The organism is Pseudomonas songnenensis, assembly GCF_003696315.1.
In the GTDB taxonomy this organism is placed as follows: Bacteria; Pseudomonadota; Gammaproteobacteria; order Pseudomonadales; family Pseudomonadaceae; genus Stutzerimonas; species Stutzerimonas songnenensis.
The window spans coordinates 1-24,486 of record NZ_RFFN01000011.1 but is presented as its reverse complement, the minus strand read 5'-3'; the positions used below and the strand labels follow the sequence as shown (position 1 = coordinate 24,486).

Genomic DNA, 24,486 nt, shown 5'->3' with positions numbered 1-24,486 from the left:
CAATGGTTGTTCTCCATCTGACGAAGTAGGAGAATTGCGCGCTCTGTTATCAATCAGCGATTCTGCATGGCTTTCCTCGCGCTTGGCATCAATCACAAGACCGCTTCGGTGGACGTCCGCGAGCGCGTAGCCTTCACGCCCGACCAGATGGTCGAGGCCTTGCGCCAGCTGTGTCGCGTTACGCCGACCCGTGAGGCGGCGATCCTCTCGACCTGTAATCGCAGCGAACTTTACCTGCAACAGGATCAGGTCGAAGCCGATGCCGTGCTGGCCTGGCTGGCCAATTATCATCGTCTCAGCCTCGAAGAACTCAAGGCATGCGCCTATGTGCATGTCGACGATCAGGCCGTACGCCACATGATGCGGGTCGCCTCGGGGCTCGACTCGCTGGTGCTGGGTGAGCCGCAGATTCTCGGGCAGATGAAGTCTGCCTATGCCGTCGCGCGGGAAGCCGGCAGTGTCGGCCCGCTGCTTGGCCGCCTGTTCCAGGCGACATTCAGCACCGCAAAAACCGTTCGCACCGACACCGCCATCGGCGAGAACCCGGTTTCCGTCGCGTTCGCCGCGGTCAGCCTGGCCCGACAGATCTTCAGCAATCTGCAGCGCAGTCAGGCGCTGCTGATCGGCGCAGGTGAGACCATCACGCTGGTGGCGCGCCACCTGCACGAGCAGGGCGTGAAGAAGATCGTCGTTGCCAATCGCACCCTCGAACGCGCCAGCGCACTGGCGGCGGAACTGGGCGCGCAGGCGATCCTGCTTGCCGACATCCCCGACGAATTGCACAACAGCGACATCGTCATCAGTTCTACCGCCAGTCAGTTGCCGATCCTCGGCAAGGGTGCGGTGGAGCAGGCGCTGAAGCGGCGCAAGCACAAACCGATGTTCATGGTCGATATCGCGGTGCCGCGGGATATCGAGTCGCAGGTCGGCGAGTTGGACGACGTTTATCTGTATACCGTCGATGACCTGCACGAGGTGGTTGCGGAGAACCTCAAGAGCCGCCAGGGCGCCGCCCAGGCCGCCGAGGAACTGGTCGCCGCGGGCACCGAAGACTTCATGCAGCGCCTGCGTGAACTCGCCGCGGTCGACGTGCTCAAGGCCTATCGGCAGCATGCCGAGCGAATTCGCGACGACGAGCTGAGCAAGGCCCAGCGCCTGCTCGCCAATGGCGGCAGTGCCGAGGATGTGCTCGCCCAGCTCGCCCGCGGACTGACCAACAAGCTGCTGCATGCCCCGAGCGTGCAGCTGAAGAAACTCTCCGCCGAGGGCCGCGTCGAGGCGCTGAGCATGGCCCAGGAACTCTTCGCCCTGCACGAGGGCACGGAAAAACCATGAAAGCTTCACTGCTCAACAAGCTGGACATCCTGCAGGACCGTTTCGAAGAACTCACCGCACTACTTGGCGATGCCGAAGTCATCAGCGACCAGACCCGTTTTCGCGCCTACTCCCGCGAATACGCCGAAGTCGAGCCGGTGATCGTCGCCTATCGCCAGCTGTGCAAGGTCCAGCAGGACCTCGAGGGCGCCCAGGCGCTGCTCAAGGACAGCGATCCGGACCTGCGCGAGATGGCCGAAGAAGAGGTCGGCGAAGCCAAGGCCCAGCTCGAAACCCTGGAAGCCAATCTGCAGCGCATGCTGCTGCCCAAGGACCCCAACGACGGGCGCAACGTGTTCCTCGAAATTCGTGCCGGTACTGGCGGCGACGAGGCGGCGATCTTCGCCGGTGATCTGTTCCGCATGTATTCGCGCTATGCCGAGAAGCAGGGCTGGCGCGTCGAGATCCTCTCCGAAAGCGAGGGCGAGCACGGCGGCTACAAGGAAGTCATTTCCCGCGTCGAGGGCGACAACGTCTACGCCAAGCTCAAGTTCGAGTCCGGCGCGCACCGTGTGCAGCGTGTGCCGGAAACCGAGTCGCAGGGGCGTATCCATACCTCGGCGTGCACCGTCGCGGTTCTGCCCGAGCCGGATGAGCAGGCAGCGGTGGAGATCAACCCGGCCGAGCTGCGTATCGACACCTATCGCTCCTCCGGTGCCGGCGGGCAGCACGTCAACAAGACCGACTCGGCGATCCGCATCACTCACCTGCCGACTGGCATCGTCGTCGAGTGTCAGGAAGAGCGTTCGCAGCACAAGAACCGCGCCAAGGCCATGGCCTGGCTCGCCGCCAAGCTGCAGGATCGGCAGGACGCCGCGGCGCACAAGGAAATCTCCGAGACGCGCAAGCTGCTGGTTGGCTCCGGCGATCGCTCCGAGCGTATCCGGACCTACAATTTCCCCCAGGGCCGGGTCACCGATCATCGGGTCAACCTGACGCTGTATTCGCTCAACGAGGTGATCGCAGGCTCCGTGGAGCAGGTCATCGAGCCCTTGCTGCAGGAATATCAGGCCGATCAGCTGGCCGCGCTGGGCGACTGATTTCCCATCCTGGCTTTACGCTGGCCACATTCACGAGCACCCCATGCCTACCATCGAGTCCCTGCTGCACAGTGCCGATCTGCCGGATTCGCCGAGCGCCAGGCTGGATGCCGAGTGGTTGCTCGCTGCCGCGCTGGGCAAGTCCACCAGCTATCTGCGCACCTGGCCCGAGCGTGAGGTGCCGGCTGACTGCGCCGAACGCTTCGCCGCCGATCTGGCGCGGCGTCGGCAGGGGGAGCCGGTTGCCTATATCCTCGGGCGTCAGGGCTTCTGGAGTCTGGAGCTGGAAGTGGCAGCGGATACGCTGATTCCACGGCCGGACACCGAGTTGCTTGTCGAAACCGCGCTGCAACTGCTCCCCGCCACCCCGGCTCGGGTGCTTGATCTGGGTACTGGCACCGGCGCAATCGCGCTGGCACTGGCAGTCGAGCGGCCGAGCTGGGAGGTCTGCGGTGTGGACCGGGTCGAGGCGGCTGTAGCGCTGGCCGAGCGCAATCGGCTGCGTCTCGGGCTGGGCAATGCCGCATTCTCCGTTAGTGACTGGTTCGCGGCGCTGGGCGCTGAGCGTTTCGAGATGATCGTCAGCAATCCTCCCTACATCCCGGCCAGCGACCCGCATCTGCAGCAAGGTGATGTACGTTTCGAGCCGCAGAGTGCGCTGGTAGCAGGCGCGGATGGACTGGACGACATTCGCTTGATCATCAGCCAGGCTTCGACACACCTGCACCCCGGTGGCTGGCTGCTGCTTGAGCATGGCTACGATCAGGGTGAAGCGGTTCGCGCGCTGCTGGTTCACCATGGTTTCGCAGATGTGCAGAGCCGGCTCGATCTGAGTGGGTATGAGCGCATCAGCCTTGGCCGCCTGCCATGATTCTGTTTCGTGAGGTGCTGGATGCTGAGTGACGAAGAGCTGCTGCGCTACAGCCGGCAGATCCTGCTCAAGCAGGTGGATATCGATGGGCAGCTGCGCCTTAAGCAGAGCCGGGTGCTGATCGTCGGCCTCGGCGGCCTCGGTTCGCCGGTGGCGTTGTATCTCTCGGCCGCAGGGGTCGGCGAACTGCATCTGGCCGACTTCGATACGCTGGACCTCACCAACCTGCAGCGGCAGATCGCCCACGATACCCCGTCGCTTGGGCTGCACAAGGTCGACTCGGCCATGGCCCGGCTGCAGGCGCTGAATCCGAATGTGCGTCTGATTCCTCACCGCAGCGGGCTGGACGCCGACTCGCTGGATGCGGCAGTTGCTCGCGTCGATCTGGTACTCGATTGCACGGACAACTTCGGGATTCGCGAGGCGGTCAACGCTGCCTGCGTGAAGGCCAGGAAGCCGCTGGTCAGTGGCGCGGCGATCCGTCTGGAGGGACAGCTGTCGGTATTCGATCCTCGCGTCGAAACCAGCCCGTGTTATCACTGCCTGTACGGGCACGGCAGCGAAGCCGAACTTACCTGTAGTGAGGCCGGCGTGATCGGCCCGTTAGTGGGGATGGTTGGCAGTCTGCAGGCGCTGGAGGCGCTCAAATTGCTGGCCGGTTTCGGTGAGCCGCTGATTGGCCGGCTGCTCTTGATCGATGCCTTGAGCAGCCGATTCCGCGAGCTGCGCGTCAAGCGGGACCCGCATTGCGCGGTGTGTGGTCGTGACTGACTGTAACGCGCCCGTCGGTGTATTCGATTCTGGCGTGGGTGGGCTCTCCGTGCTGCGCGAGATCCGCCAGTGTCTTCCGCATGAGTCGCTGCTCTACCTGGCTGATAGCGCGCATGTGCCGTACGGCGAAAAGAGTCCGGAGTACATCCGGGAGCGCTGCCGCGTCATCGCGGCTTTTCTTGTCGAGCAGGGCGCAAAGGCGCTGGTGGTAGCGTGCAATACCGCAACCGCTGCGGGGGTCGCCGAGCTGCGCCAGTGTTACCCGCTGATGCCGATCATCGCCATGGAGCCGGCTGTCAAGCCGGCCGCTCAGGCCACGCGCAGCGGCGTCGTCGGCGTACTTGCCACAACCGGGACGCTGAAGAGTGCAAGGTTCGCAGCGTTGCTCGATCGCTTCGCTGCCGATGTGCGTGTCATCACCCAACCGTGTCCCGGCCTGGTCGAGCGTATAGAGGCTGGCGAGCTGGGTAGCGCCGAAACCCGCGCCATGCTACTCGGCTGGGTCGAGCCGCTGCTGGCGCAGGGGTGCGACACGCTGATCCTGGGCTGCACTCATTACCCGTTTGTTCGCCCGTTGTTGAAGCAACTGCTGCCTAGTGACGTGCGTCTTATTGATACCGGGGCTGCTGTCGCGCGACACTTGAAAGAGATGCTGGCGGAGCGCCATCTGCTTGCCAGTGGGGAAGCCACGCAACGTTTCTATAGCAGTGGCGATCCGCGGCGAATGGCCCGCGTGCTGCCTATACTTTGGGGTGAAAACGCCGAGGTCGAGTTCTTTCCTGGCTAGGAACTCCCAACGCGGCCGGGTTTCTCAACTGATGCTGGCAATAAACAACCAAACAAACGCAGTGTTTTTTATAAGGATGTTCCCATGAAAAAACTGTTTTCCCTGGCTGCAGTGGCCGCGCTTTCGGTGGGGCAAATGGCAACTGCCCACGCGGTGGACTTCACTGTTGCTGTCGGCCAGACCGACGAGTCGACCATGACCTATCGGTTGGGTGCGCAATTCGACTTCAACAGGAGCTGGTTCCAGACCAGCGTGGGTCGGCTGACTGGCTACTGGGACGCCGGTTACACCTACTGGGCAGGTGACGAGTCGTCGAGCAACCACAGTATTTCGCTGGCTCCGGTCTTCGTCTACGAGTTCGCGGGTGAGTCGGTCAAGCCGTATGTCGAGGCAGGCATCGGCGTCGCGGCGTTCGAGAATACCGAGGTTGAAGGCAACCGCCTGGGTTCGTCGTTCCAGTTCGAGGACCGGATCGGCGCCGGCCTGCGTTTCGCGGGCGGCCATGAAGTCGGAGTGCGTGCGATCCACTACTCCAATGCCGGCATCAAGAAGCCGAACGATGGGGTCGAAAGCTACGCCCTGCATTATCGGATGGCGTTCTAAGCGAGACCGTTTCAGTACTGCAGGGCTTTCGCCGGCCCTGCTGTAATCCTGCTTGAGGCGACCTCAGACATACGCCGTGGCGCTGCCCTTGCGCTCTTCGTGGCAATCTTCCGAGCCCAGTTCGAACTCTCTGCAGATCAGGGGGCGATTCTCATAGATCGTGCAGCGCATGCTGTCGCGATCCAGCGCAGCGCACCAGCCATCCTCCAGTCGAAGCATGACTTCGCCGCCCCAGCTGTCGGTATCGATAAAGCGTTCAGGGACGCCGGTATCGCTGAACAGCAACACTTCGAGCCGACAGCAGCACGCCGCGCAGGTAGCGCAGCTCACCGAGGTGTCTTCGAGTTGCTGGTGGGGGATAGTCGAGTCGTTCATTGCGCCAGTCTAGTCGATACGTCCAGCCGGACGTGCACTAGATGGCGAACGGCAGCACCAGCGCTGGGCCGGTGCCGCATCTTTCACAGCTCTTCGTTCAGCTGCTTGTTGCGCCAGCCTTCACCGCCCGGAAGCAGCAGATTGAGCAGCAAGGCGATGATGGCGCACAGCGAAATACCCGAGAGGGTGAACTCACCGTAGCCGATGGCCATACCGCCGATGCCGAACACCAACGTCACCGAGACGATGATCAGGTTGCGAGCCTCGGAGAGGTCGACCTGATGGCGAATCAGTGTGCTCAGGCCGACTACTGCGATTGACCCGAACAGCAGGCAGAGGATGCCGCCCATCACCGGTACCGGGATGCTGAGCAGGCCTGCGCCGAATTTGCCGATAAAGGCCAGGGCGATGGCGAACACGGCAGCCCAGGTCATGATCTTCGGGTTGTAGTTCTTGGTCAGCATCACCGCGCCGGTCACCTCGGCGTAGGTCGTGTTAGGCGGGCCGCCGAACAGTCCTGCCGCGGAGGTGGCTACTCCGTCGCCCAGCAGCGTGCGGTGCAGGCCGGGTTTCTTGACGTAGTTGTTACCGGTCACGCTGCCGATGGCCACCACGCCACCGATATGCTCGATGGCTGGCGCCAGTGCGACCGGAACCATGAACAGAATTGCGCCGATGTTGAATTCGGGTGTCACGAAATTCGGCATGGCCAGCCAGGGCGCTGCAGCGATTCCGCTGGTATCGACTACGCCGAAGGCGAAGGACAGTCCGTAGCCGACTGCAACGCCCGCGAGGATCGGCACCAGACGGAACAGCCCTTTGCCCAGCACGGCCACGAGCAAGGTAGTGACCAGCGCCGGCATCGAAATGAGCATCGCCGTCTGGTACGGAATCAACTGTGCGCTGCCGTCGCCAGCCTTGCCCATGGCCATGTTCACGGCCACAGGGGACAGCGCCAGGCCGATGGAAATGATCACTGGCGCGATCACCACCGGCGGCAGCAGGCGATCGATGAAGCCTGGCCCTTTCAGCCGAACAGCGAAGCCGAGCAGCATGTAGACAAGGCCCGCGGCGACCACGCCACCCATGACGGCTGGCAGGCCGAACTCACCCTTCGCGGCAATGATCGGCGCGATGAAGGCGAAGCTTGATGCCAGGAAGACCGGCACCTGGCGCCGTGTGATCACCTGGAACAACAGTGTTCCAAGGCCCGCGGTGAACAGGGCCACGTTGGGGTCCATGCCGGTGATCAGCGGCATCAGCACCAGGGCGCCGAAGGCGACGAATAGCATCTGTGCGCCGGCCAGTACCTGCCGGCCAAGCGGCTCGTCGGTATGCGACATGCTCAGATGTCCTTCTGCTTGGTGCCGAAGATCTTGTCGCCTGCATCGCCCAGGCCGGGGACGATGTAGCCGTGCTCGTCGAGACGCTCATCGACAGACGCGGTGAAAATCAGCACGTCGGGATGTGCTTTCTCCACGGCGGCGATACCTTCCGGAGCAGCGACTAGCACCAGCGCACGAATCTCCTTGCAGCCGGCCTTTTTCAGCATATCGATCGTGGCGACCATCGAGCCGCCGGTGGCGAGCATCGGATCGATAATGATGGCCAGGCGTTGTTCAATTTCCGGAACCAGTTTTTCCAGATAGGTCTGCGCCTGCAGCGTTTCCTCGTTACGGGCGATGCCTACTGCACTGACCTTGGCGCCCGGAATCAGACTGAGCACGCCGTCGAGCATGCCGATGCCTGCACGCAGGATGGGTACGACGGTAATCTTCTTGCCGGAGATTTTCTCGACCTGCACCGGGCCGCACCAGCCGTCGATGTTGTAGTGTTCCAGTGGCAGGTCAGACGTTGCTTCATAAGTGAGGATCGAGCCCACTTCCTGAGCCAGTTCACGGAAGTTCTTGGTGCTGATATCGGCGCGGCGCATGAGGCCGAGCTTGTGGCGGATCAGCGGGTGGCGGATCTCTCGAATGGGCATTGTGGGCTCCGGCGGGCAAATAAACCGGCTTAGATTAAAGCATCGCTGGGTCAGCGGCTATTCGCGCGTCATCCAGCCGCCTGACTTGCTGCGCGCGGCGCGGGTGGGTATCTTCCACGCCCTTTCTCGGACGGCTGAAAATCGGCTGTTCGGTCAGGTTTTTCGCTGTTCAGGTACGGCGATTCAACCGCTTGGGCTGCCGGTGTCATCTGGCGCTCTAACACTCATCATTCTGAGGGGAATCGCATCATGTCCGTCGATCTCGCGCATATCCGCCAAGTCATGGCCGAGGCAGACTGCCTTTACACCGAAGAGCAAGTGGAAGCCGCGATCACCAAGGTCGCGGAAACCATCAACGGAGAGCTGGCGGATCGCAATCCGGTGGTTTTCTGTGTCATGAACGGCGGCCTGATCTTCTCCGGCAAGCTGGTGCCGAAACTGAATTTCCCACTGGAGCTGTCGTACCTGCATGCGACTCGGTACCGCAACGAAACCAGCGGTGGCGAGCTGTTCTGGAAGGCCAAGCCGGAGATATCCTTCATCGATCGCGACGTGCTGATCATCGATGACATTCTGGATGAGGGGCATACGCTGGGCGCGATCATTGATTTCTGTCGCCACGCCGGGGCTTCCGCGGTGCATACCGCCGTGCTTATCGACAAGGACCACCAGCGCAAGGCGCGCCCTGATCTGAAAGCTGATTACGTTGGCCTGAGCTGCATCGATCGCTACATTTTCGGCTACGGCATGGATTACAAAGGCTACTGGCGTAACGCACCGGGCATCTACGCAGTAAAAGGGCTGTAAACGGGATATCTGGCATGGCTCCCTCGTCGAGCCATGCACCCCTCCAGCAATGCGCATGCTGGGCTGTGACGCAACGTCGCAGTTTGCGGGTCTGGGCTGGCTCCTAGCGGCTTTGACCGACTGATCCTTGGCGCAGGTTGCGGTTGTAACCGCTGGCGCCCGTCTCGCCTGTTTCCTTTCGTCTCATCTTTCCTTTGCGGTAACGCTCTATGCGCATCGCCTCTTATTGCATGAGGTGCATCCATGGATGCGATTGGCGTCGCTGTGTCTCAGCCCCGGGGGCCATATTCGGCAGATTTCGAAAGCCTTATCGCTCGCGTGAATTGCACTTTAGGATAACTGGCCGACAAATCTTTGCGCCCATGGTGGCGAAGGCTCTGCGACGGGCTTTGCGGCCCTGGCAATCGCGGCTAAGCTCTGGAGGACCTTAATACGCATGGCCAAGGCCAATCACGCTGAAAGCCACTGCTGGAAAGGCTATTAACACTAAAGGATTACAAGCTAAATCAAACCTTAGTGCGCTTAACCCTCCCTCGGCGTCTGGGTAGGGTTGACGCACTTCGAACCAACCAGGAGCGCCTCATGACAAAAACAACAAGGCAAGGAATCTTCCAGCCGAAGTCTCTAGCTCTCGCCGTCGCGCTGAGCATCGCTGCCCCGGCATACGCTGTGAACTTCAATATCGGCGAGATCGAAGGGCAATTCGACTCGTCCATGTCCATCGGTGCCAGCTGGGCTATGGATAAGCCGGATATGGATCTTGTGGGTAATGCTAACGGCGGAACAGGCTATACCCAAACTGGCGATGACGGCCGCCTGAACTTCAAGCGTGGCGAAACTTTCTCAAAGATCTTTAAAGGTGTGCACGATCTTGAGCTTCGCTATCGCGATAGCGGTGCGTTCATTCGCGGTAAGTATTGGTACGACTTCGAACTCAAGGACGAAAGTCGGCTGCATAAGGATGTTAGCGATAGTAATCGTAAAGAGGCCGCTCAGTCGTCTGGTGCGCAGATCCTGGATGCGTTTGTTTATCACAACTATGTGGCTGGTGATTTGCCGGGTACCGTTCGCGTAGGTAAGCAAGTAGTTAGTTGGGGCGAAAGTACTTTTATCGGTAACAGTATAAACTCGATAAACCCGCTAGATGCGGCCGCCTTTCGCAGGCCTGGTGCAGAAATTAAAGAAGGTCTTATACCCGTTAACATGCTTTATCTTTCTCAGAGCCTAACTGATCGGCTCAGTATGGAAGCCTTCTATCAACTCGAATGGGACCAGACGATCGCAGATAACTGCGGAACCTTCTTTTCTGGTGCAGACTTTCTCGCTGACGGCTGCACTGGATATGACATTCTTCCAGGCGGGACGCGCGACGCTTTAATCGCTAACGGGGCGATAATTGATCAGTTGAACGATGCGCTCGCCGGATTGTATCCGAATGGTTATTACCCGAGTTATGCGGACTTGGGCTTGAACGTTGGGCCTGAGGGTGTTCGGGTAAGGCGAGGCAGCGATAACGATGCTAGGGATTCGGGGCAATACGGATTTGCGTTCCGCTGGCTTGGTGACTCTACAGAATACGGCTTGTATTTCATGAATTACCATAGTCGGAGCCCGTTTGTTAGCTATCGTAATGCAGGCGCCCAAACTATCCAACAGCTAGCAGATCTTGCTGTTCTGCCGCAGCCGGTAGTGCCTGGCACCCCGTTCCCTGTTCCAGGAACTCCAAGCGGGAGTGCTTTTTCCGCATTAGGCCTTCCAGTGCTGCTAAGCAATGGCGAATACTTTGTAGACTATCCAGAGGATATTCGCCTATACGGTGCAAGTTTCTCCACTACCCTGCCTACCGGCACTGCATGGGCAGGCGAGCTTAGCTATCGCCCGAATGCACCGCTACAGTTGAACGGAACATATTTGACGGGGCTCCTAGCAGCTGGGATCGGTGGGTCTCTCGGAACGGGCGACTTGGAGGGTGCTCTGGCCCAAGCAGGGCAGATGCATCGTGGATATAACCGTAAAGAAATTACACAGTTCCAAACTTCGTTTACGCACTTCTTCGACCAAGTCCTGGGGTCGGATCGGGTGACTGTTGTCGGTGAGCTTGGGTACGTGCATGTAGGCGGTCTAGAGAGTAAAAGCGAGTTGCGCTATGGGCGCGATTCGATTTTTGGTCTGGATACGCCGGAATACGGTAACCATGGTTTCGTAACCAAGGACGCTTGGGGTTATCGCCTCCGCGCCATTGCTGATTACAGCAATGTCTTCGCTGGTATCAACCTCAAGCCGAACCTGTCCTTCTCCCACGACGTCGACGGTTACGGCCCGAACGGTCTGTTCAACGAAGGCTCCAAGGCCGTCAGCATTGGCCTGGACGCCGAGTACCAGAACACCTACACCGCCAGCCTGTCCTACACCGACTTCTTCGGCGGCGATTACAACACACTGGTTGATCGCGACTTCCTCGCGTTCAGCGTCGGCGTGAACTTCTAAGGAGAGCAGCCTGGCGTCCGACCGGCGAGGAAGCGCCGGTCGGACGATAGCGGTAGGCATGGCCTCCGGCCGTATAACAAGATCAAGAGGAACTGGAATCGTATGAAAACAACAAGAAAGCTATTCAGTGTCTTGGCCTTCTCTCTGCTCGCAAGCAGTGTGATGGCTGCCGTTTCCCCTGAGGAAGCGGCCAAGCTTGGTACCTCGCTGACCCCGCTGGGTGCGGAAAAGGCGGGTAACGCCGATGGGAGCATTCCCGAGTGGACTGGCGGTCTCAAGGCCGACGCGGCTCCGCTGAAGAATGGGCATCTGACCAATCCCTTCAAGGACGAGCAGCCGAAGTTCGTTATCACCGCGCAGAACGCCGAGCAGTACAAGGACAAGCTGACCGCGGGTCAGATGGCCATGTTCAAGCGGTATCCGGAAACCTACAAAATCCGCGTATTCCCCACCCATCGCTCGGTCGCCGTACCGGATGAGATCTACGAAGCTGCGAAGAAGAGCGCGGTAAATACCGAACTTGTCGAGGGTGGCAACGGTATCGCCAATTTCACCGACAGCCGCTACTACGCGTTCCCGATCCCGAAAAACGGGCTGGAAGTGGTGTGGAACCACATCACCCGTTATCGCGGTGGCAACGTGCGGCGCAATATCGTCCAGGCTACTCCGCAAACCAACGGCAGCTACACCATGGTCCATTTCGAGGACGAGGTGGCGTTCCCGCTGGGTATGACCGATCTGGACCCGGAGCGCGCCAAGAACGCGCTGCTGTTCTTCAAGCAGCGTGTGACCGCCCCGTCTCGCCTGGCGGGTAACGTGCTGCTGGTGCACGACTCGCTGGATCAGGTGAAGGAGCCGCGGCAGGCCTGGATCTACAACGCTGGCCAGCGTCGTGTTCGCCGCGCGCCGCAGGTCGCCTATGACGGCCCGGGTACCGCTTCGGACGGCATGCGCACCACCGATAACTTCGACATGTTCAGCGGCGCGCCGGATCGCTATGACTGGAAGCTGGTCGGCAAGAAAGAGCTGTTCATCCCCTATAACAGCTATGAAATTGCATCCAGCGATCTGAAATACAAGGACGTCATCAAGGCTGGCCACGTCAATCAGGACCTGGCGCGTTACGAGCTTCATCGCGTCTGGGAGATCGAAGCCACGCTCAAGAGCGGCGAGCGCAACATCTACGCCAAGCGTCGCTTCTTCGTCGACGAAGACAGCTGGACCATCGTTCAGTCGGAGCTGTATGACGGTCGTGGTCAGCTCTGGCGTGTCGGTGAGGCCCATTCGCTGCAGTACTACCAGCACAAAGTGCCGGCTTATGCCTTCGAGGCGCTCTACGACATCATTTCCGGCCGCTATATTGCGATCGGCATGAGCAATGAAGAGAAGCCTCACGAGTACGGCTACCGCGCATCCGCTCGTGACTTCACGCCGGCTGCGTTGCGCAACGCTGGGGTGCGCTGATTTAGCTGCATTTAGCGGGTGAATAAGGCGGCCAAGTTGGCCGCCTTTTTTTTTGCTGCGAACCGGTGGATGATAATTTCTCTTCCGGGCCTTGTGTTACTGGGGTGCCGTGCCATCGGTAGCCCGACTTCTACAGCGACGGCGTTGGGGCTTGTGGGGCCACTATCGAGCGTAGCGCCTGACATGCATCGCGCTGTGTTTCAATGGACTGACTAGAACAAGAGAACCGTTGCCATGTCCGTACGCTTCATTCCTGATGCGCTCAGCACAGAGGCCAACGCCGCGGGGCAACACGCATCGATCCCACGGCTGCCTCCGCTGCATGTCGGGCGGCCACGACTGGTTCAGGCTTTGCTTGATACAGATTGTCGCCTGCGGCTGATCTGCGCGCCGGCAGGGTTCGGTAAGACCGTGCTGATGAGCGAATGCGCTCGGCTGGTACCGCCCGGTACGCGCTTGGTGTGGCTGGATCTAGGCGGTCGCATGAGCACGGTTCACATGCTTTACGAGCAATTGTGCGCTGCGCTGGGTGAGCCGGCTTGCAAAGAGGCGGGCTCCGAGAATGACATGCTTGCTTTGTTGCGGCGCGTCGGCCAGCCATTGTGGATCATGCTCGATGATTATCCCCGCGATGACTGCCCCGCGCTGGATGCATGCCTCGACATGCTGCTGGACATGGGGCCGGCACCTGTCAGTTGGTGGGTCTCGAGCCGGCGCCAGCCGGCGTGGAAGTTGCCAAGGCTGCTGCTGCAAGGGCATCTGTTTGAATTAGAGGCCGAGGCGCTGGCATTCACTGCCGAGGAGCTCGACCAGATACTCAGGGTGCATCGGCTTACATTGTCTCCCGAGAGTTTTCAGCAGTTGCAGCGCGGCATGGAGGGATGGCCCGCTGGCGTCTGTCTGATGTTGCTGAATGCCGATGAACAGGCCTTGCGCGAACGGCTCGTTGCCGGGACCCCGCTGCTTCGTGATTACGTTAAGCGTGAAGTGATGGTCGGGCTGACTGATGAGGTGCGCCGTGCTTTGCTGGCATTGGCGCGAATGCCTCGTTTCTCTGCAGAACTTTGCGATCATGTACTTGACGGCATCGGTCGCGAGATTGTCGATGTTCTCAAGACCCGTCAGTTGTTTATCCGGCAGATCGATAATTGTGGCGAGTGGTTTCGGTTGTGGAAGCCGCTCGCGCAGATGTTGCAACGCTCCAGTGAAAACACCGTGCCGACCCAGGTACACCTGCGTGCCTGCCAGTGGTTCGCCAGTCGCGGCGAAATGCGTGAAGCGGTGGAGCACGCGCTGTGGGCGGGGCAGCCGGAAGTGGCAGCGAATTATCTGCAGCGTTACGGACAGGAACAGCTGCTGATCGGGGACAACGTGTCCCGTTTCTTGAAATGGCGAAGCGAGTTGCCTCAGGACCTGTTTGCCAGTACTACGCGCCTGATTGTCTTGCAGGGATGGGCGCTGATCATTTCGGCGCGTCTCGATGAAGTGGATGACTGTCTGGCTGAGCTGACCAAGTTCTTTCCGCAGCCCGATGCGCGCCGGCAGGCGCAGCTGCTGGCGCAATGGCAGGCGCTTCGCGGGTTCCTTGCCCGGTTGCGGGGTGAGCCCGAGGCGCGGCAGAACTGTCTGCAGGCGCTTGAGGTGCTATCCGACCACGCATGGGCCCAACGCGTGCTGTGCTATCAGGTTCTGACTCAGCAGGCGATGGCCGAGGGCGAGCTGGAGCTTGCTCAGCACTACAACAGCGAAGGAATGAAGCTCGCGCGGCTAAAGGGCAGCGTGCTTTACGAAGTGATGCTCAGCGTCGATCGCATTCAGCTGCTGGAGTTGACTGGTGAGTTCGAGCGCGCGGTGGGGGTGCTGAACGAGGCGCTGCAGGCACTGCGTGAATCGGTTCAGCATAGTCCTCTTATTGGTCGGCTGCAGTTGCTGCAAGGGCATCTGCTGGCCTATCAGGGGCTGGATGAGCCGGCGCAGGAGGCCTATCAGCTCGGTAAGTCCGAGACTGAAACCTGCGGCGACTCCTATTGTTTCTTTGGCTACGTCGGGCTCGCCGAGCTTGCCGCACGTAATCATGAGTTCGCCTGTGCCTACCATTGGTTGCGCGATGCTGAGCGCTTGTCGCAATGGCGGCATGTGCCGGAGGCGCGATTCCGCGGCATCCTGCCGTTGATAAATGGGGTGGCCTGGTTGCACCAGGGGGAGCTGCGCAAAGCGCGCAGTGCACTGTGTCAGGTACTGGAACTGTACGAAGGGCAGGGCTACCTGTCGCCGTCCGGCTTTTACGAGCTGCTGCCAAGGGTCCGCCGTTATCTTGCTGTGATCGATATGCTCGATGGGCAGCCAGCAAGGGCCATCGCCGCGCTCCGCGAGCAGGTCGAACAGAATCTGCAGTCCCAGCGGTTGGGCCTGGCATGCGAGTGCCGTTTCAGCCTGGCGGAGGCGCTACACGCCGATGGTCAGACGGTCGAGGCGGAGTTGGAAGTGCGTCTGGCGCTAGGGGAGGCTGCACGGCAGCATCTGGTAAAGCCGTTGTATGAGCTGCACTACCGTCAGCCGCAATGGCTGGCCGCCATGCTCCCCGCGCTCAGGGGCGAGTCGCTACGGCAGCGACTGCTGAGATATGAGCGCGAACCTGAAATGGTGTTGCCGGCACCGGACGAAACGGTGCTCAGCAATCGCGAACTGACGGTCTTGCGCCTGATCGCTCAGGGCTGTTCGAACCAGGAGATTGCCGAGCAACTGTTCATATCGCTGCATACCGTGAAGACGCATGCGCGCAGGATCAACACTAAGCTCGGGGTAGCCCGTCGTACCCAGGCAGTGGCGAAGGCGAAGGCGCTTGCGTGGTTGTGAGCGACGCTTAACTAACCGGCTGGAGGCATTTGTCGCTGCACCTGGCATAGAGCGCGCCAGGCGCAGCGATGCGCTGCTGGTCTTGCGGCCGGCAGGCGAAAAATGAGTTCTTATTGTTGTTTTTCGGATGGGGCTGGGAGTGAGCGGCGGCAACCTGCAGGCAGTCAGGTCGATGGCATTACACAGGGGACGGGTGGAAACCTCCGCGGGCCATCCTCGGTGAAATCTGGTCGCCGCGTTCGATGGCAAGGCTGACTTGCAGGCTGGTGATCAGACGCTGCAGCTGCTGTTGGTCGCGCCACTGGTCGGCACTGATATAGCGTTTTACCGCGACGCCTTCCGCGCCGGTGAGGGTCAACAGAATGCTGCCGTCCGGCTTCTCGATGCTGAAGTTGACGTTATAGCGGGGACGAAACACATCGCTGATCTTCTGAAATGGACTCGTCATTACCTGATACCTGTTTGAGGGGTTGCCAGCAATGGACCCGGGGAGGCGGTGACAAGTTTCCCAAGCGAAACGTTCCAAGCTGCCTCGAAACATCGCAGGTGATCGGCAATCTGCGCCTCATGCCTGCGCAGTCAGTTCCGCGAGCGCTTCGGGGCTGCTCTTGAAGGCCTTGGCGAACAGTTCGCGATGCCGGGCCATGTAGATCCCGATATCTTCGGCCTGTTTTTCGCTCAGCGATGGAGACGCTTGCTGCAGAACGGCGGCCAGGGCTTCGGCAAGCTCCAGCATCTTGTCATGACGATCGGCTTCGGCTTTATCCATGAACAAACGCTCCAGGTCCCGACTGCTGCGGTACACCACTTCGACGGCCATTTACCACCTCGGTCATTGGCAGATTGATACTGTTTATTTGTACAGCATAAGCGGGCGGAGCGAAGATTGATAGTGGGCGATTGGCAGAGCCGCAGGATCAGTTTGTGAAATGCCCCTGCAAGCGTTCAGCCTGAAATTCCAGGGTAGCTGCGCGATAACCGCTACGCAGCAGCGGTAATGGCAAGCATGACTCCCAGCTGGCTCCAGGCTGCAAGTCACCGGGCCCCTGGTACGTTGGAGCGTCATAGGCGCGTCGGGCCAAGTTGGTGCGTGAGCCGGGCGAGTAGGCCGCCACTTCCCACTGCAGGCTCTGCAGTTTCTTGCCGGTGTTGTTGTGCAGCCGCACATGCAGCGGCTGCGCGGCCGGGCAGCGCTGGGGGTCGTGAATCAGCTGAATTTCGAGGCGGGCGAGCAGTTGCTCTTCCCGATGTTCTTGCCAGAGCACCCAGCCTGCCACCAGCGCAAGGCCAAGTACGGCGCCCAGCGAAATGGGCACTGCCCTGAGCGGGTAGCGAATCAGCAATACAAGCCAAGTCAGAATGAGCAGGGCGCCAATCAGCATGATTGGGTACTGCCGGACAGGTGGCTAAACAGCATGGCAGTCCTCCTTTGCGACGCAGTCCATGCTACCCCGTGCAGGTGGGCTCCGTGCAACGATGCGGCAAGCATTTGTAGCAGGATGTCAGCCTTCCTTTTTGCTACGGCTGGCCAGGCGTTCCAGGGCGGCCCGCAGCTTGGGATCACGGATGCCATCGGCTGCGGCCTGGATGCTGTTGGCTGCACTGCTCGAAAGCGGTTGCGTGCGAGCCGGGGTGTGCCTTGGTGGCGGTGGCGGTTGCACCTTGAATTGAATGCGTGTCAGCCCGGCAAACTCTTCGAGCATCTCGAGTTGGCGCTGCAGTCGCCTTTGCTGGTAGCGCAGCCGCGTCGCCCAGTGGCCATCGGTGACGATCAGCAGAAGGCATCCCTCGCGCCAGGACGCCACGCGACAGTGCTCACGTGCGGCTGGCTGCAGCTGGCTTTCCAGCAGCTGTTGCAGGCGGTCGAGGCGAAGGGCTTCTCCGAACAACGCTCGGAGCGGCTTCGCTTCACGCAGCAGAGAGGCCGGAACTCGGGCCGGCGACGGACGGAAGGCCATGATGGTCCACAGAGCAGAGGTAGAGTGGCCATGGTAGCAGAAGCCCATAGTGTGCCCTTGTCCTCATGGCGTTGTGCTGAGCCGTATTTCAGCCCGGGAAAACGCATCTGCCAACGCTGTTATGGCTGGTGAAATCGACCCAATGGTCGCGTCCAAGCACAGCTGTTGCGTCGCAGCGCTGCGTGGTTAGGCACCTTTCCTCAGTGTCGTTTCCGAGTAGAATGGCCGCTTTGCACGTTACCGTGACCCCGCGGACGTGCCTCCATCCCCAGCATGGAAGTCTTTGTCGATATGTTTGCGCCTTTATTGAAGAAACTCTTTGGAAGCAAGAATGAGCGTGAGGTCAAACGCATGCTCAAGGCGGTTCAGTCCGTCAATGCACTCGAAGAGCAGATGCTGTCGCTCTCCGACGAGCAACTGCGCAGCAAGACCGAAGAGTTCAAGGCCCGTCTCGAGAAAGGCGAAACCCTCGATCAGATCCTCCCCGAAGCATTCGCTGTCTGTCGTGAAGCCGGCAAGCGTGTCATGGGCATGCGTCACTTCGATGTGCAGCTGATTGGTGGCATGACCCTGCACGAAGGCCGTATCGCCGAGATGCGCACCGGTGAAGGCAAGACGCTGGTCGCTACCCTGGCTGTGTACCTCAACGCACTGGCTGGCAAGGGTGTGCATGTGGTCACGGTCAACGACTACCTGGCCCGCCGCGACGCCAACTGGATGCGCCCGCTGTACGAATTCCTCGGCCTTTCGGTCGGTATCGTCACGCCGTTCCAGCCGCCGGAAGAAAAGCGCGCTGCCTACGCCGCCGATATCACCTATGGCACCAACAACGAGTTCGGCTTCGACTACCTGCGTGACAACATGGCCTTCAGCCTGCAGGAGAAGAACCAGCGCGAACTCAATTTCGCCGTGATCGACGAAGTCGACTCCATCCTGATCGACGAGGCGCGTACGCCGCTGATCATCTCCGGTCAGGCTGAGGACAGCTCCAAGCTATACCAGCAGATCAACCTGCTCATTCCTCGTCTTACCCAGCACATCGAGGAAGAAGAGGGCGTCGTTACCCAGGAAGGGCATTTCTCCATCGATGAGAAAACCCGTCAGGTCGAACTGAACGAGGCGGGCCACCAGTACATCGAGGAGTTGCTGACCCAGGCTGGTTTGCTCGCCGAGGGCGAGAGCCTCTACTCCGCGCACAACCTCGGTCTGCTGACTCATGTGTATGCAGGCCTGCGTGCGCACAAGCTGTTCCATCGCAACGTCGAATACATCGTGCAGAACAATCAGGTGCTGCTGATCGACGAGCACACTGGTCGTACCATGCCGGGCCGTCGTCTTTCCGAAGGCCTGCACCAGGCCATCGAAGCGAAGGAAGGCCTGCAGATTCAGCCGGAGAGCCAGACCCTGGCCTCCACCACGTTCCAGAACTACTTCCGCCTGTACAAGAAACTCTCCGGCATGACGGGTACTGCGGACACCGAAGCGTTCGAGTTCCAGCAGATCTACAACCTGCCGGTGGTGGTCATTCCGACCAACCGCCCGCTGGCGCGCAAGGACTTCAACGACCTGGTCTATCTGACCCAGGAAGAGAAGTTCGCCGCGATCATCGCGGACATCAAGGAGTGCCGCGAGCAGGGGCGTCCGGTGCTGGTAGGTACGGCCACGATCGAGTCCTCCGAGTACGTGTCCCGTCTGCTGGAGAAGGAAGGTTTCGAGCACAAGGTGCTCAATGCCAAGCACCACGACAAGGAAGCCGAGATCATCGCCCAGGCTGGCCGCCCCGGGGCCGTGACCATCGCCACCAACATGGCCGGTCGTGGTACCGACATCCTGTTGGGCGGCAACTGGGAAGTGGAAGTCGCAGCCCTGGAGAACCCGACCGAAGAACAGGTCGCGCAGATCAAGGCGGATTGGCAGAAGCGTCACCAGCAGGTCCTCGAAGCGGGCGGCCTGCATGTGATCGCCTCCGAGCGTCATGAATCCCGTCGTATCGACAATCAGTTGCGCGGTCGTGCCGGTCGTCAGGGCGATCCGGGTTCGAGCCGTTTCTACCTGTCGCTGGAAGACAGCCTGATGCGCATCTTCGCCTCCGACCGGGTGAAGAACTTCATGAAGGCACTGGGCATGGAGTCCGGCGAGGCCATCGAGCACCGCATGGTCACCAATGCCATCGAAAAGGCGCAGCGCAAGGTCGAAGGCCGCAACTTCGACATGCGCAAGCAGCTGCTCGAGTACGACGACGTGGCCAACGAGCAGCGCAAGGTGATCTATCACATGCGCAACAGCCTGCTCGCCGCCGATGAAATCGGCCAGACCATCGCCGAATTCCGCCAGGAAGCGCTGGACGCCGCGATCAGCGCGCACATTCCGCCGCAGTCGCTGCCGGAACAGTGGGATATTCCGGGCCTGGAAGCGGTGCTCTACAGCGATTTCGGTACGCGCCTGCCGGTCCAGCAGTGGCTCGACGAGGATGAGAAGCTCTACGAAGAAACCCTGCGCGAGCGGATTCTCGAAGCGCTGCTGGCCGCCTACAACGAGAAGGAAGAGCTGGCTGGCGCCGAGGCGCTGCGTTCCTTCGAGAAGCAGATCGTGCTGCGTGTGCTGGATGACCTGTGGAAAGACCACCTGTCGACCATGGACCACCTGCGTCACGGCATCCACCTGCGTGGCTACGCGCAGAAGAACCCGAAGCAGGAATACAAGCGCGAGTCCTTCACGCTGTTCCAGGACCTCCTCGAATCCATCAAGCGTGACAGCATTCGCGTGCTGTCCCACGTTCAGGTGCGTCGCGAAGATCCGGCCGAAGAGGAAGCCCGCCTGCGTCGCGAAGCCGAAGAGCTGGCCAAGCGCATGCAATTCCAGCACGCCGAGGTGTCGGCGCTGGATCAGCCGGAGGAGGAGCCCGAGGTTGAAGGCCAGGCCGACGTCGCCGCGACTCCGGTGCGTACCGAGCCGAAGATCGGCCGCAACGAGCCTTGCCCATGCGGATCGGGCAAGAAGTACAAGCATTGCCACGGGCAGGTTCAGTAAGTCCGACCTCGCCTGATGAGTCCGCGCCGCGACCGGCTTCTGCCGCTCGCGGCGTTTTTGTCGCAATCTCTTTTCTCGGCCTGTTGGCCATTTATTGTCTGAAGGAGCGCATCCATGGCTGTCGGTCTTGGTCCTTTACCCACGCTGCACCCGGTACCCGGTTTCGAACTCGGCATTGCTTCGGCGGGCATCAAGCGACCGGGCCGCAAGGATGTGGTGATCATGCGCTGTGCCGAGGGCTCGCGTGTCGCCGGGGTTACCACCACCAATGCCTTCTGCGCCGCTCCGGTCATCGTGACCCGCGAGCGTATGCACGGGCTGGTGCGTTATCTGCTGACCAACACCGGTAATGCCAATGCCGGAACCGGGCCGCAGGGCCTGGCTGATGCGCGGCATACCTGCGCGGCCCTCGCTGCCATTACCGGCGTCGACGAGACCGCCGTGCTGCCTTTCTCGACTGGCGTGATCGGCGAGCCGCTGCCGGTGCAGAAGATCGAAGCGGCGCTGCAGGCTGCACTCGATGATCTGTCGCCGGACCACTGGGCCGAGGCCGCGACCGGCATCATGACCACCGATACGCTGCCCAAGGGTGCCAGCCGTCAGTTCCAGCACGATGGCGTGACGGTGACCGTCACCGGTATCAGCAAGGGCGCGGGGATGATCCGGCCGAACATGGCGACCATGCTTGGCTATATCGCCACCGATGCCAAGGTGGCCGGCAGCGTGCTGCAGGATCTGGTGCGCGATGCGGCGAACAAGTCGTTCAACCGCATCACCATCGATGGTGATACTTCCACCAACGATTGCTGCATGCTGATCGCCACCGGCCAGGCGGCGCTGCCGGAGATCACCGAAGCCACCGGCGAGCTGTTCGGCAAGCTCAGGCAGGCGGTGCTGGACGTCTTCATGGAAGTGGCCCAGGCCATCGTCCGCGATGGCGAAGGTGCGACCAAGTTCGTCACGGTGCAGGTCAACGGCGGTGGCAATCATCAGGAGTGCCTGGACGTCGCCTACGCCGTCGCGCACTCGCCGCTGATCAAGACCGCGCTGTTCGCCTCCGACCCGAACTGGGGCCGCATTCTCGCTGCGGTCGGCTACGCGGGCGTGCCGAACCTGGACGTGAGCAAGATCGATGTGTTCCTCGGCGAGGTCTGCATCGCCAGCCAGGGCGGGCGCTCGCCCAGCTACACGGAAGAGCAGGGCGCGGCAGTAATGGCCCGTGAGGAAATCACCATCCGTATCGAGCTCGGACGTGGAGATTGCAGCGAGACCATCTGGACCACCGACCTGTCCCACGAGTACGTGAAGATCAACGCCGAGTACCGGACCTGATCGAACCCTGCCCTTAGCCATTCCCGTTGCGCATGGCCCCATGTGCAACGGGAATTTGCCATTTCCGCTTGCCGCGCTTTAACGTCCGCTGACTCTTCCGAAGGCCACTCGAGGTGCATCGGTCATGGCTCTGCAATTGGTAATCGGCGACAAGAACTACTCATCCTGGTCGCTGCGCGCCGCCCTGGCAGTAGAACTGTCCGGCGCTGCGTGCGCACAGGTTCCGGTCTCGCTCTATCGGCCGGACAGCCGAGCCCGGCTGCTGGCTTACTCGCCGACCGGCAAGGTGCCGGTGCTGCTGACCGAGGACGGCCCGGTGTGGGATTCGCTGGCAATCGCCGAATACCTTGCCGAGCAGTTCCCCAATGCACACCTCTGGCCACGCGAGCGCTACGCGCGCGCATTGGCGCGAAGTATCTGCGCGGAGATGCACAGCGGTTTTCAGGCGCTGCGCAGTCATCTGCCGATGGATATGGCGCGCGATCAGGCCTTGCCCGAGTTACCCGAGGCAGTGCGGGCAGATGTTGAGCGAATCTGCGCCATCTGGAGCGATTGCCGCGAGCGCTTTGGCCAGAGCGGTGATTATCTGTTTGGCCAACCAGGCATCGCTGATGCGTTCTATGCCCCGGTGGCGTCGCGCCTGCGAAGCTATCGAGTGGCATTGCCGGCGGTTGCAGCGAGCTACGTCGAGACGATTCATCAGTGGCCGGCTTTTCAGCGCTGGCATCAGAGTGCTCTGCAGGACGTGCGAAAGTGAAACGAATCCATGTAGCCGCAGCCGTCATTCGTGGCGCCGACGCGCGCGTGCTGATCGCCAAGCGCCCGCTCGACAAGCACCAGGGTGGGTTGTGGGAGTTCCCAGGCGGCAAGGTCGAGGCTGATGAGCGCGTCGAGGCGGCGCTGGCGCGCGAGCTGCAGGAGGAACTGGGCATCGTCGTTACCGCGGCGCAGCCGTTGATCCAGGTGCGCCACGATTATCCGGACAAGCAGGTGCTGCTCGATGTCTGGGAGGTGCAGGCGTTTACCGGTGAACCCCATGGGGCGGAAGGCCAGCCGCTGATGTGGGTGACGGCGGATCAATTGACGAGCTACAGCTTCCCGGCTGCGAACCAGCCGATCGTCGCGGCTGCGCGCTTGCCGCACCGCTACCTGATAACGCCGGATGGCATCGCCCCGCAACGATTGCTCGATGGGCTCATGCGAGCGCTGGATGACGGCATTCGGCTGATCCAGCTGCGTGTGCCGTCGCTACCGCCTGCCGACTACCGTGCAATGGCAGAGCAGGCGCTGGCCTTGTGCGAGGGGCGGGCTCAGCTGATGCTCAAGGGCCCGCTACAGTGGGCGTGCGACTATCCCGAGGCTGGCTGGCATCTGACCGCTGAGCAGCTGCGAGAGCAGGCTGGGCGGGAACGACCGATCGCGATGAATCGCTGGTTGGCGGCGTCCTGTCACGATGCCGAGGAGCTGGCGCTGGCGGCCGCATTGGGAGTAGATTTCGTCACGTTGTCGCCAGTGCTGGCGACCGCCAGCCATCCGGATGCCTCACCGTTGGGCTGGCCGCAGGTCGCGGATTTACTGCTAGGCTTCGACCGACCGGCCTACCTGTTGGGCGGACTTCAGGCATCCGACCTGTCCGCGGCACGCCAGGCCGGTGCGCAGGGTGTCGCTGCGATTCGAGCGTTCTGGCCGGATTGAACCGCTGGCGCTGATGCAGGTCACTGGCGATGCTGCTGTAAACCCGATAAGTGTGTCTTCGATAGATGAAAGCAATCGCGGCCATGCCCTTAATCAATTAACGGTATGCTGCTGACTGCGTTATCGTAGGCCCCGTTAAGTTTCTGAACCCCCTAAAGGAGTTAGCAGATGTCGCTGATCAACACTCAAGTTCAACCCTTCAAAGTCAATGCCTTCCACAATGGCAAGTTCATCGAAGTCACCGAAGAATCCCTGAAGGGCAAGTGGTCCGTGCTGATCTTCATGCCGGCTGCCTTTACCTTCAACTGCCCGACTGAAATCGAAGACGCTGCCAACAGCTACGCCGAATTCCAGAAGGCCGGTACCGAGGTGTACATCGTCACCACCGATACCCATTTCTCGCACAAGGTCTGGCACGAAACGTCCCCTGCCGTTGGCAAGGCGCAGTTCCCGCTGATCGGCGACCCGACTCACCAGCTGACCCGCGCTTTCGGTGTGCACATCGAAGAAGAAGGTCTGGCGCTGCGTGGCACCTTCCTGATCAACCCGGAAGGCGTGATCAAAACCGTCGAGATCCACTCCAACGAGATCGCTCGTGACGTGTCCGAGACCCTGCGCAAGCTGAAGGCCGCTCAGTACACCGCCGCTCACCCGGGTGAAGTCTGCCCGGCCAAGTGGAAAGAGGGCGAGAAGACCCTGGCTCCTTCGCTGGACCTGGTCGGCAAGATCTAAGGCTTTCGCCTATCTGCCCTGCGTGCCGGAGGGCTGTTCACCGCCCTCTGGCAACCCAACGCCTGGACGCGAACCGTCCGGGCGTTTTATTTCCTGAATTCCGAACGGGGTACCGCTGCTCATGTTGGACACCAATCTCAAGACCCAGTTGAAAGCCTACCTGGAGAAGGTCAGCCAGCCCTTCGAGATCGTCGCGTCCCTCGATGACGGCGAGAAATCCCGGGAGCTGCTGAGCCTGCTGCAGGACATCGCCGGCCTCAGCGACAAGATCACCTTGAAGACCGACGGCGACGATGTGCGCAAGCCGTCGTTCTCGCTCA

The 24,486-nt window shown here is 60.9% G+C and carries 22 protein-coding genes and 1 pseudogene; 16 read left to right on the top strand and 7 right to left on the bottom strand.

What is annotated here, in order from left to right; genetic code table 11:
* Window positions 1–66 precede the first annotated feature (66 nt).
* The 6 genes from hemA to EA798_RS19955 all read left to right on the top strand — a co-directional run bounded on the left by hemA (window position 67) and on the right by EA798_RS19955 (window position 5,446).
* Entirely contained in the window at window positions 67–1,335 is a 1,269-nt protein-coding gene (gene hemA / locus EA798_RS19980; RefSeq protein ID WP_106157814.1) for a glutamyl-tRNA reductase, read from the top strand.
* The gene (prfA, locus tag EA798_RS19975; protein ID WP_106157815.1) at window positions 1,332–2,414 is read left to right on the top strand and encodes a peptide chain release factor 1; all 1,083 of its coding nucleotides are present in this window, start codon (window positions 1,332–1,334) and stop codon (window positions 2,412–2,414) included. The genes hemA and prfA overlap by 4 nt, the downstream gene beginning before the upstream one ends.
* Window positions 2,415–2,457: 43 nt before the next feature.
* Window positions 2,458–3,285, top strand: a complete 828-nt coding sequence (prmC, locus tag EA798_RS19970) for a peptide chain release factor N(5)-glutamine methyltransferase (RefSeq protein WP_122100065.1) — start codon at window positions 2,458–2,460, stop codon at window positions 3,283–3,285.
* Window positions 3,286–3,306: 21 nt separating this feature from the next.
* The gene (locus EA798_RS19965; protein ID WP_122100064.1) at window positions 3,307–4,056 is read left to right on the top strand and encodes a molybdopterin-synthase adenylyltransferase MoeB; all 750 of its coding nucleotides are present in this window, start codon (window positions 3,307–3,309) and stop codon (window positions 4,054–4,056) included.
* Window positions 4,049–4,843: a glutamate racemase gene (gene murI, locus EA798_RS19960; protein ID WP_122100103.1), complete on the top strand. Its 795-nt coding sequence runs from the start codon at window positions 4,049–4,051 to the stop codon at window positions 4,841–4,843. Before EA798_RS19965 ends, murI begins: the two co-directional genes overlap by 8 nt.
* A gap of 84 nt (window positions 4,844–4,927) precedes the next feature.
* Complete coding sequence (locus EA798_RS19955) at window positions 4,928–5,446, top strand: acyloxyacyl hydrolase (protein ID WP_122100063.1); 519 nt, start codon at window positions 4,928–4,930, stop codon at window positions 5,444–5,446.
* A gap of 63 nt (window positions 5,447–5,509) precedes the next feature.
* On the opposite strand, the gene EA798_RS19950 is transcribed toward EA798_RS19955, so the two are convergent.
* The 3 genes from EA798_RS19950 to upp form a co-directional block, all read right to left on the bottom strand.
* Window positions 5,510–5,821 (bottom strand): YkgJ family cysteine cluster protein, encoded by a 312-nt coding sequence (locus tag EA798_RS19950; protein WP_106157819.1) that lies wholly within the window; start codon window positions 5,819–5,821, stop codon window positions 5,510–5,512.
* A gap of 83 nt (window positions 5,822–5,904) precedes the next feature.
* A complete protein-coding gene (locus tag EA798_RS19945) occupies window positions 5,905–7,164 on the bottom strand; it encodes a uracil-xanthine permease family protein (protein ID WP_106157820.1) in 1,260 nt (419 codons plus the stop codon).
* Window positions 7,165–7,166: 2 nt separating this feature from the next.
* Window positions 7,167–7,805: a uracil phosphoribosyltransferase gene (upp, locus tag EA798_RS19940; RefSeq protein ID WP_122100062.1), complete on the bottom strand. Its 639-nt coding sequence runs from the start codon at window positions 7,803–7,805 to the stop codon at window positions 7,167–7,169.
* Window positions 7,806–8,054: 249 nt separating this feature from the next.
* Between upp and EA798_RS19935 the strand changes: the two genes are divergently transcribed.
* The 4 genes from EA798_RS19935 (at window position 8,055) to EA798_RS19920 (ending at window position 15,419) form a co-directional block, all read left to right on the top strand.
* Window positions 8,055–8,612 (top strand): hypoxanthine-guanine phosphoribosyltransferase, encoded by a 558-nt coding sequence (locus EA798_RS19935; protein WP_106157821.1) that lies wholly within the window; start codon window positions 8,055–8,057, stop codon window positions 8,610–8,612.
* A gap of 582 nt (window positions 8,613–9,194) precedes the next feature.
* Window positions 9,195–11,099 carry a DUF1302 domain-containing protein gene (locus EA798_RS19930; protein WP_122100061.1) on the top strand — a complete coding sequence of 635 codons (1,905 nt, stop codon included), beginning with the start codon at window positions 9,195–9,197 and terminating at the stop codon, window positions 11,097–11,099.
* 102 nt (window positions 11,100–11,201) lie between these two features.
* Window positions 11,202–12,563: a DUF1329 domain-containing protein gene (locus EA798_RS19925; RefSeq protein WP_122100060.1), complete on the top strand. Its 1,362-nt coding sequence runs from the start codon at window positions 11,202–11,204 to the stop codon at window positions 12,561–12,563.
* A 234-nt stretch (window positions 12,564–12,797) separates the two neighbouring features.
* Window positions 12,798–15,419 (top strand): LuxR C-terminal-related transcriptional regulator, encoded by a 2,622-nt coding sequence (locus tag EA798_RS19920; protein WP_122100059.1) that lies wholly within the window; start codon window positions 12,798–12,800, stop codon window positions 15,417–15,419.
* 178 nt (window positions 15,420–15,597) lie between these two features.
* Here EA798_RS19920 and EA798_RS19915 read toward each other — a convergent pair whose 3' ends face one another.
* From EA798_RS19915 to EA798_RS19900, 4 genes are all read right to left on the bottom strand, one after another.
* A complete protein-coding gene (locus EA798_RS19915) occupies window positions 15,598–15,867 on the bottom strand; it encodes a DUF3509 domain-containing protein (RefSeq protein WP_106157825.1) in 270 nt (89 codons plus the stop codon).
* A gap of 117 nt (window positions 15,868–15,984) precedes the next feature.
* Window positions 15,985–16,239, bottom strand: a complete 255-nt coding sequence (locus tag EA798_RS19910; protein WP_106157826.1) for a YebG family protein — start codon at window positions 16,237–16,239, stop codon at window positions 15,985–15,987.
* 97 nt (window positions 16,240–16,336) lie between these two features.
* On the bottom strand, window positions 16,337–16,801 hold the full coding sequence (locus EA798_RS19905) for a multidrug transporter (protein WP_106157827.1): 465 nt from the start codon (window positions 16,799–16,801) through the stop codon (window positions 16,337–16,339).
* Window positions 16,802–16,921: 120 nt separating this feature from the next.
* A complete protein-coding gene (locus EA798_RS19900) occupies window positions 16,922–17,377 on the bottom strand; it encodes a DciA family protein (protein ID WP_122100102.1) in 456 nt (151 codons plus the stop codon).
* 291 nt (window positions 17,378–17,668) lie between these two features.
* Here EA798_RS19900 and secA point away from each other — a divergent pair, with 291 nt between their 5' ends.
* From secA to EA798_RS19870, 6 genes and pseudogenes are all read left to right on the top strand, one after another.
* A complete protein-coding gene (gene secA / locus EA798_RS19895; protein WP_106157828.1) occupies window positions 17,669–20,407 on the top strand; it encodes a preprotein translocase subunit SecA in 2,739 nt (912 codons plus the stop codon).
* A gap of 114 nt (window positions 20,408–20,521) precedes the next feature.
* Window positions 20,522–21,739, top strand: coding sequence for a bifunctional glutamate N-acetyltransferase/amino-acid acetyltransferase ArgJ (argJ, locus tag EA798_RS19890; RefSeq protein WP_106157829.1), 1,218 nt, complete (start codon window positions 20,522–20,524; stop codon window positions 21,737–21,739).
* A gap of 124 nt (window positions 21,740–21,863) precedes the next feature.
* The gene (locus EA798_RS19885; RefSeq protein WP_122100058.1) at window positions 21,864–22,496 is read left to right on the top strand and encodes a glutathione S-transferase family protein; all 633 of its coding nucleotides are present in this window, start codon (window positions 21,864–21,866) and stop codon (window positions 22,494–22,496) included.
* Complete coding sequence (locus tag EA798_RS19880) at window positions 22,493–23,434, top strand: Nudix family hydrolase (protein ID WP_122100057.1); 942 nt, start codon at window positions 22,493–22,495, stop codon at window positions 23,432–23,434. The genes EA798_RS19885 and EA798_RS19880 overlap by 4 nt, the downstream gene beginning before the upstream one ends.
* A gap of 168 nt (window positions 23,435–23,602) precedes the next feature.
* Window positions 23,603–24,166, top strand: coding sequence for an alkyl hydroperoxide reductase subunit C (gene ahpC / locus EA798_RS19875; RefSeq protein ID WP_003284760.1), 564 nt, complete (start codon window positions 23,603–23,605; stop codon window positions 24,164–24,166).
* Between the two features lie 121 nt (window positions 24,167–24,287).
* Window positions 24,288–24,486 (top strand): annotated as a pseudogene (locus tag EA798_RS19870) (alkyl hydroperoxide reductase subunit F); the annotation flags it as partial.

Bases quoted from the DNA above. Each gene is read 5' to 3' on its own strand.
- hemA (WP_106157814.1), top strand. From the start codon at position 67: ATGGCTTTCCTCGCGCTTGGCATCAATCACAAGACCGCTTCGGTGGAC.
- prfA (WP_106157815.1), top strand. From the start codon at position 1,332: ATGAAAGCTTCACTGCTCAACAAGCTGGACATCCTGCAGGACCGTTTC.
- prmC (WP_122100065.1), top strand. From the start codon at position 2,458: ATGCCTACCATCGAGTCCCTGCTGCACAGTGCCGATCTGCCGGATTCG.
- EA798_RS19965 (WP_122100064.1), top strand. From the start codon at position 3,307: ATGCTGAGTGACGAAGAGCTGCTGCGCTACAGCCGGCAGATCCTGCTC.
- EA798_RS19955 (WP_122100063.1), top strand. From the start codon at position 4,928: ATGAAAAAACTGTTTTCCCTGGCTGCAGTGGCCGCGCTTTCGGTGGGG.
- EA798_RS19950 (WP_106157819.1), bottom strand. From the start codon at position 5,821: ATGAACGACTCGACTATCCCCCACCAGCAACTCGAAGACACCTCGGTG.
- EA798_RS19945 (WP_106157820.1), bottom strand. From the start codon at position 7,164: ATGTCGCATACCGACGAGCCGCTTGGCCGGCAGGTACTGGCCGGCGCA.
- upp (WP_122100062.1), bottom strand. From the start codon at position 7,805: ATGCCCATTCGAGAGATCCGCCACCCGCTGATCCGCCACAAGCTCGGC.
- EA798_RS19935 (WP_106157821.1), top strand. From the start codon at position 8,055: ATGTCCGTCGATCTCGCGCATATCCGCCAAGTCATGGCCGAGGCAGAC.
- EA798_RS19930 (WP_122100061.1), top strand. From the start codon at position 9,195: ATGACAAAAACAACAAGGCAAGGAATCTTCCAGCCGAAGTCTCTAGCT.
- EA798_RS19925 (WP_122100060.1), top strand. From the start codon at position 11,202: ATGAAAACAACAAGAAAGCTATTCAGTGTCTTGGCCTTCTCTCTGCTC.
- EA798_RS19920 (WP_122100059.1), top strand. From the start codon at position 12,798: ATGTCCGTACGCTTCATTCCTGATGCGCTCAGCACAGAGGCCAACGCC.
- EA798_RS19915 (WP_106157825.1), bottom strand. From the start codon at position 15,867: ATGACGAGTCCATTTCAGAAGATCAGCGATGTGTTTCGTCCCCGCTAT.
- EA798_RS19910 (WP_106157826.1), bottom strand. From the start codon at position 16,239: ATGGCCGTCGAAGTGGTGTACCGCAGCAGTCGGGACCTGGAGCGTTTG.
- EA798_RS19905 (WP_106157827.1), bottom strand. From the start codon at position 16,801: ATGCTGATTGGCGCCCTGCTCATTCTGACTTGGCTTGTATTGCTGATT.
- EA798_RS19900 (WP_122100102.1), bottom strand. From the start codon at position 17,377: ATGGCCTTCCGTCCGTCGCCGGCCCGAGTTCCGGCCTCTCTGCTGCGT.
- secA (WP_106157828.1), top strand. From the start codon at position 17,669: ATGTTTGCGCCTTTATTGAAGAAACTCTTTGGAAGCAAGAATGAGCGT.
- argJ (WP_106157829.1), top strand. From the start codon at position 20,522: ATGGCTGTCGGTCTTGGTCCTTTACCCACGCTGCACCCGGTACCCGGT.
- EA798_RS19885 (WP_122100058.1), top strand. From the start codon at position 21,864: ATGGCTCTGCAATTGGTAATCGGCGACAAGAACTACTCATCCTGGTCG.
- ahpC (WP_003284760.1), top strand. From the start codon at position 23,603: ATGTCGCTGATCAACACTCAAGTTCAACCCTTCAAAGTCAATGCCTTC.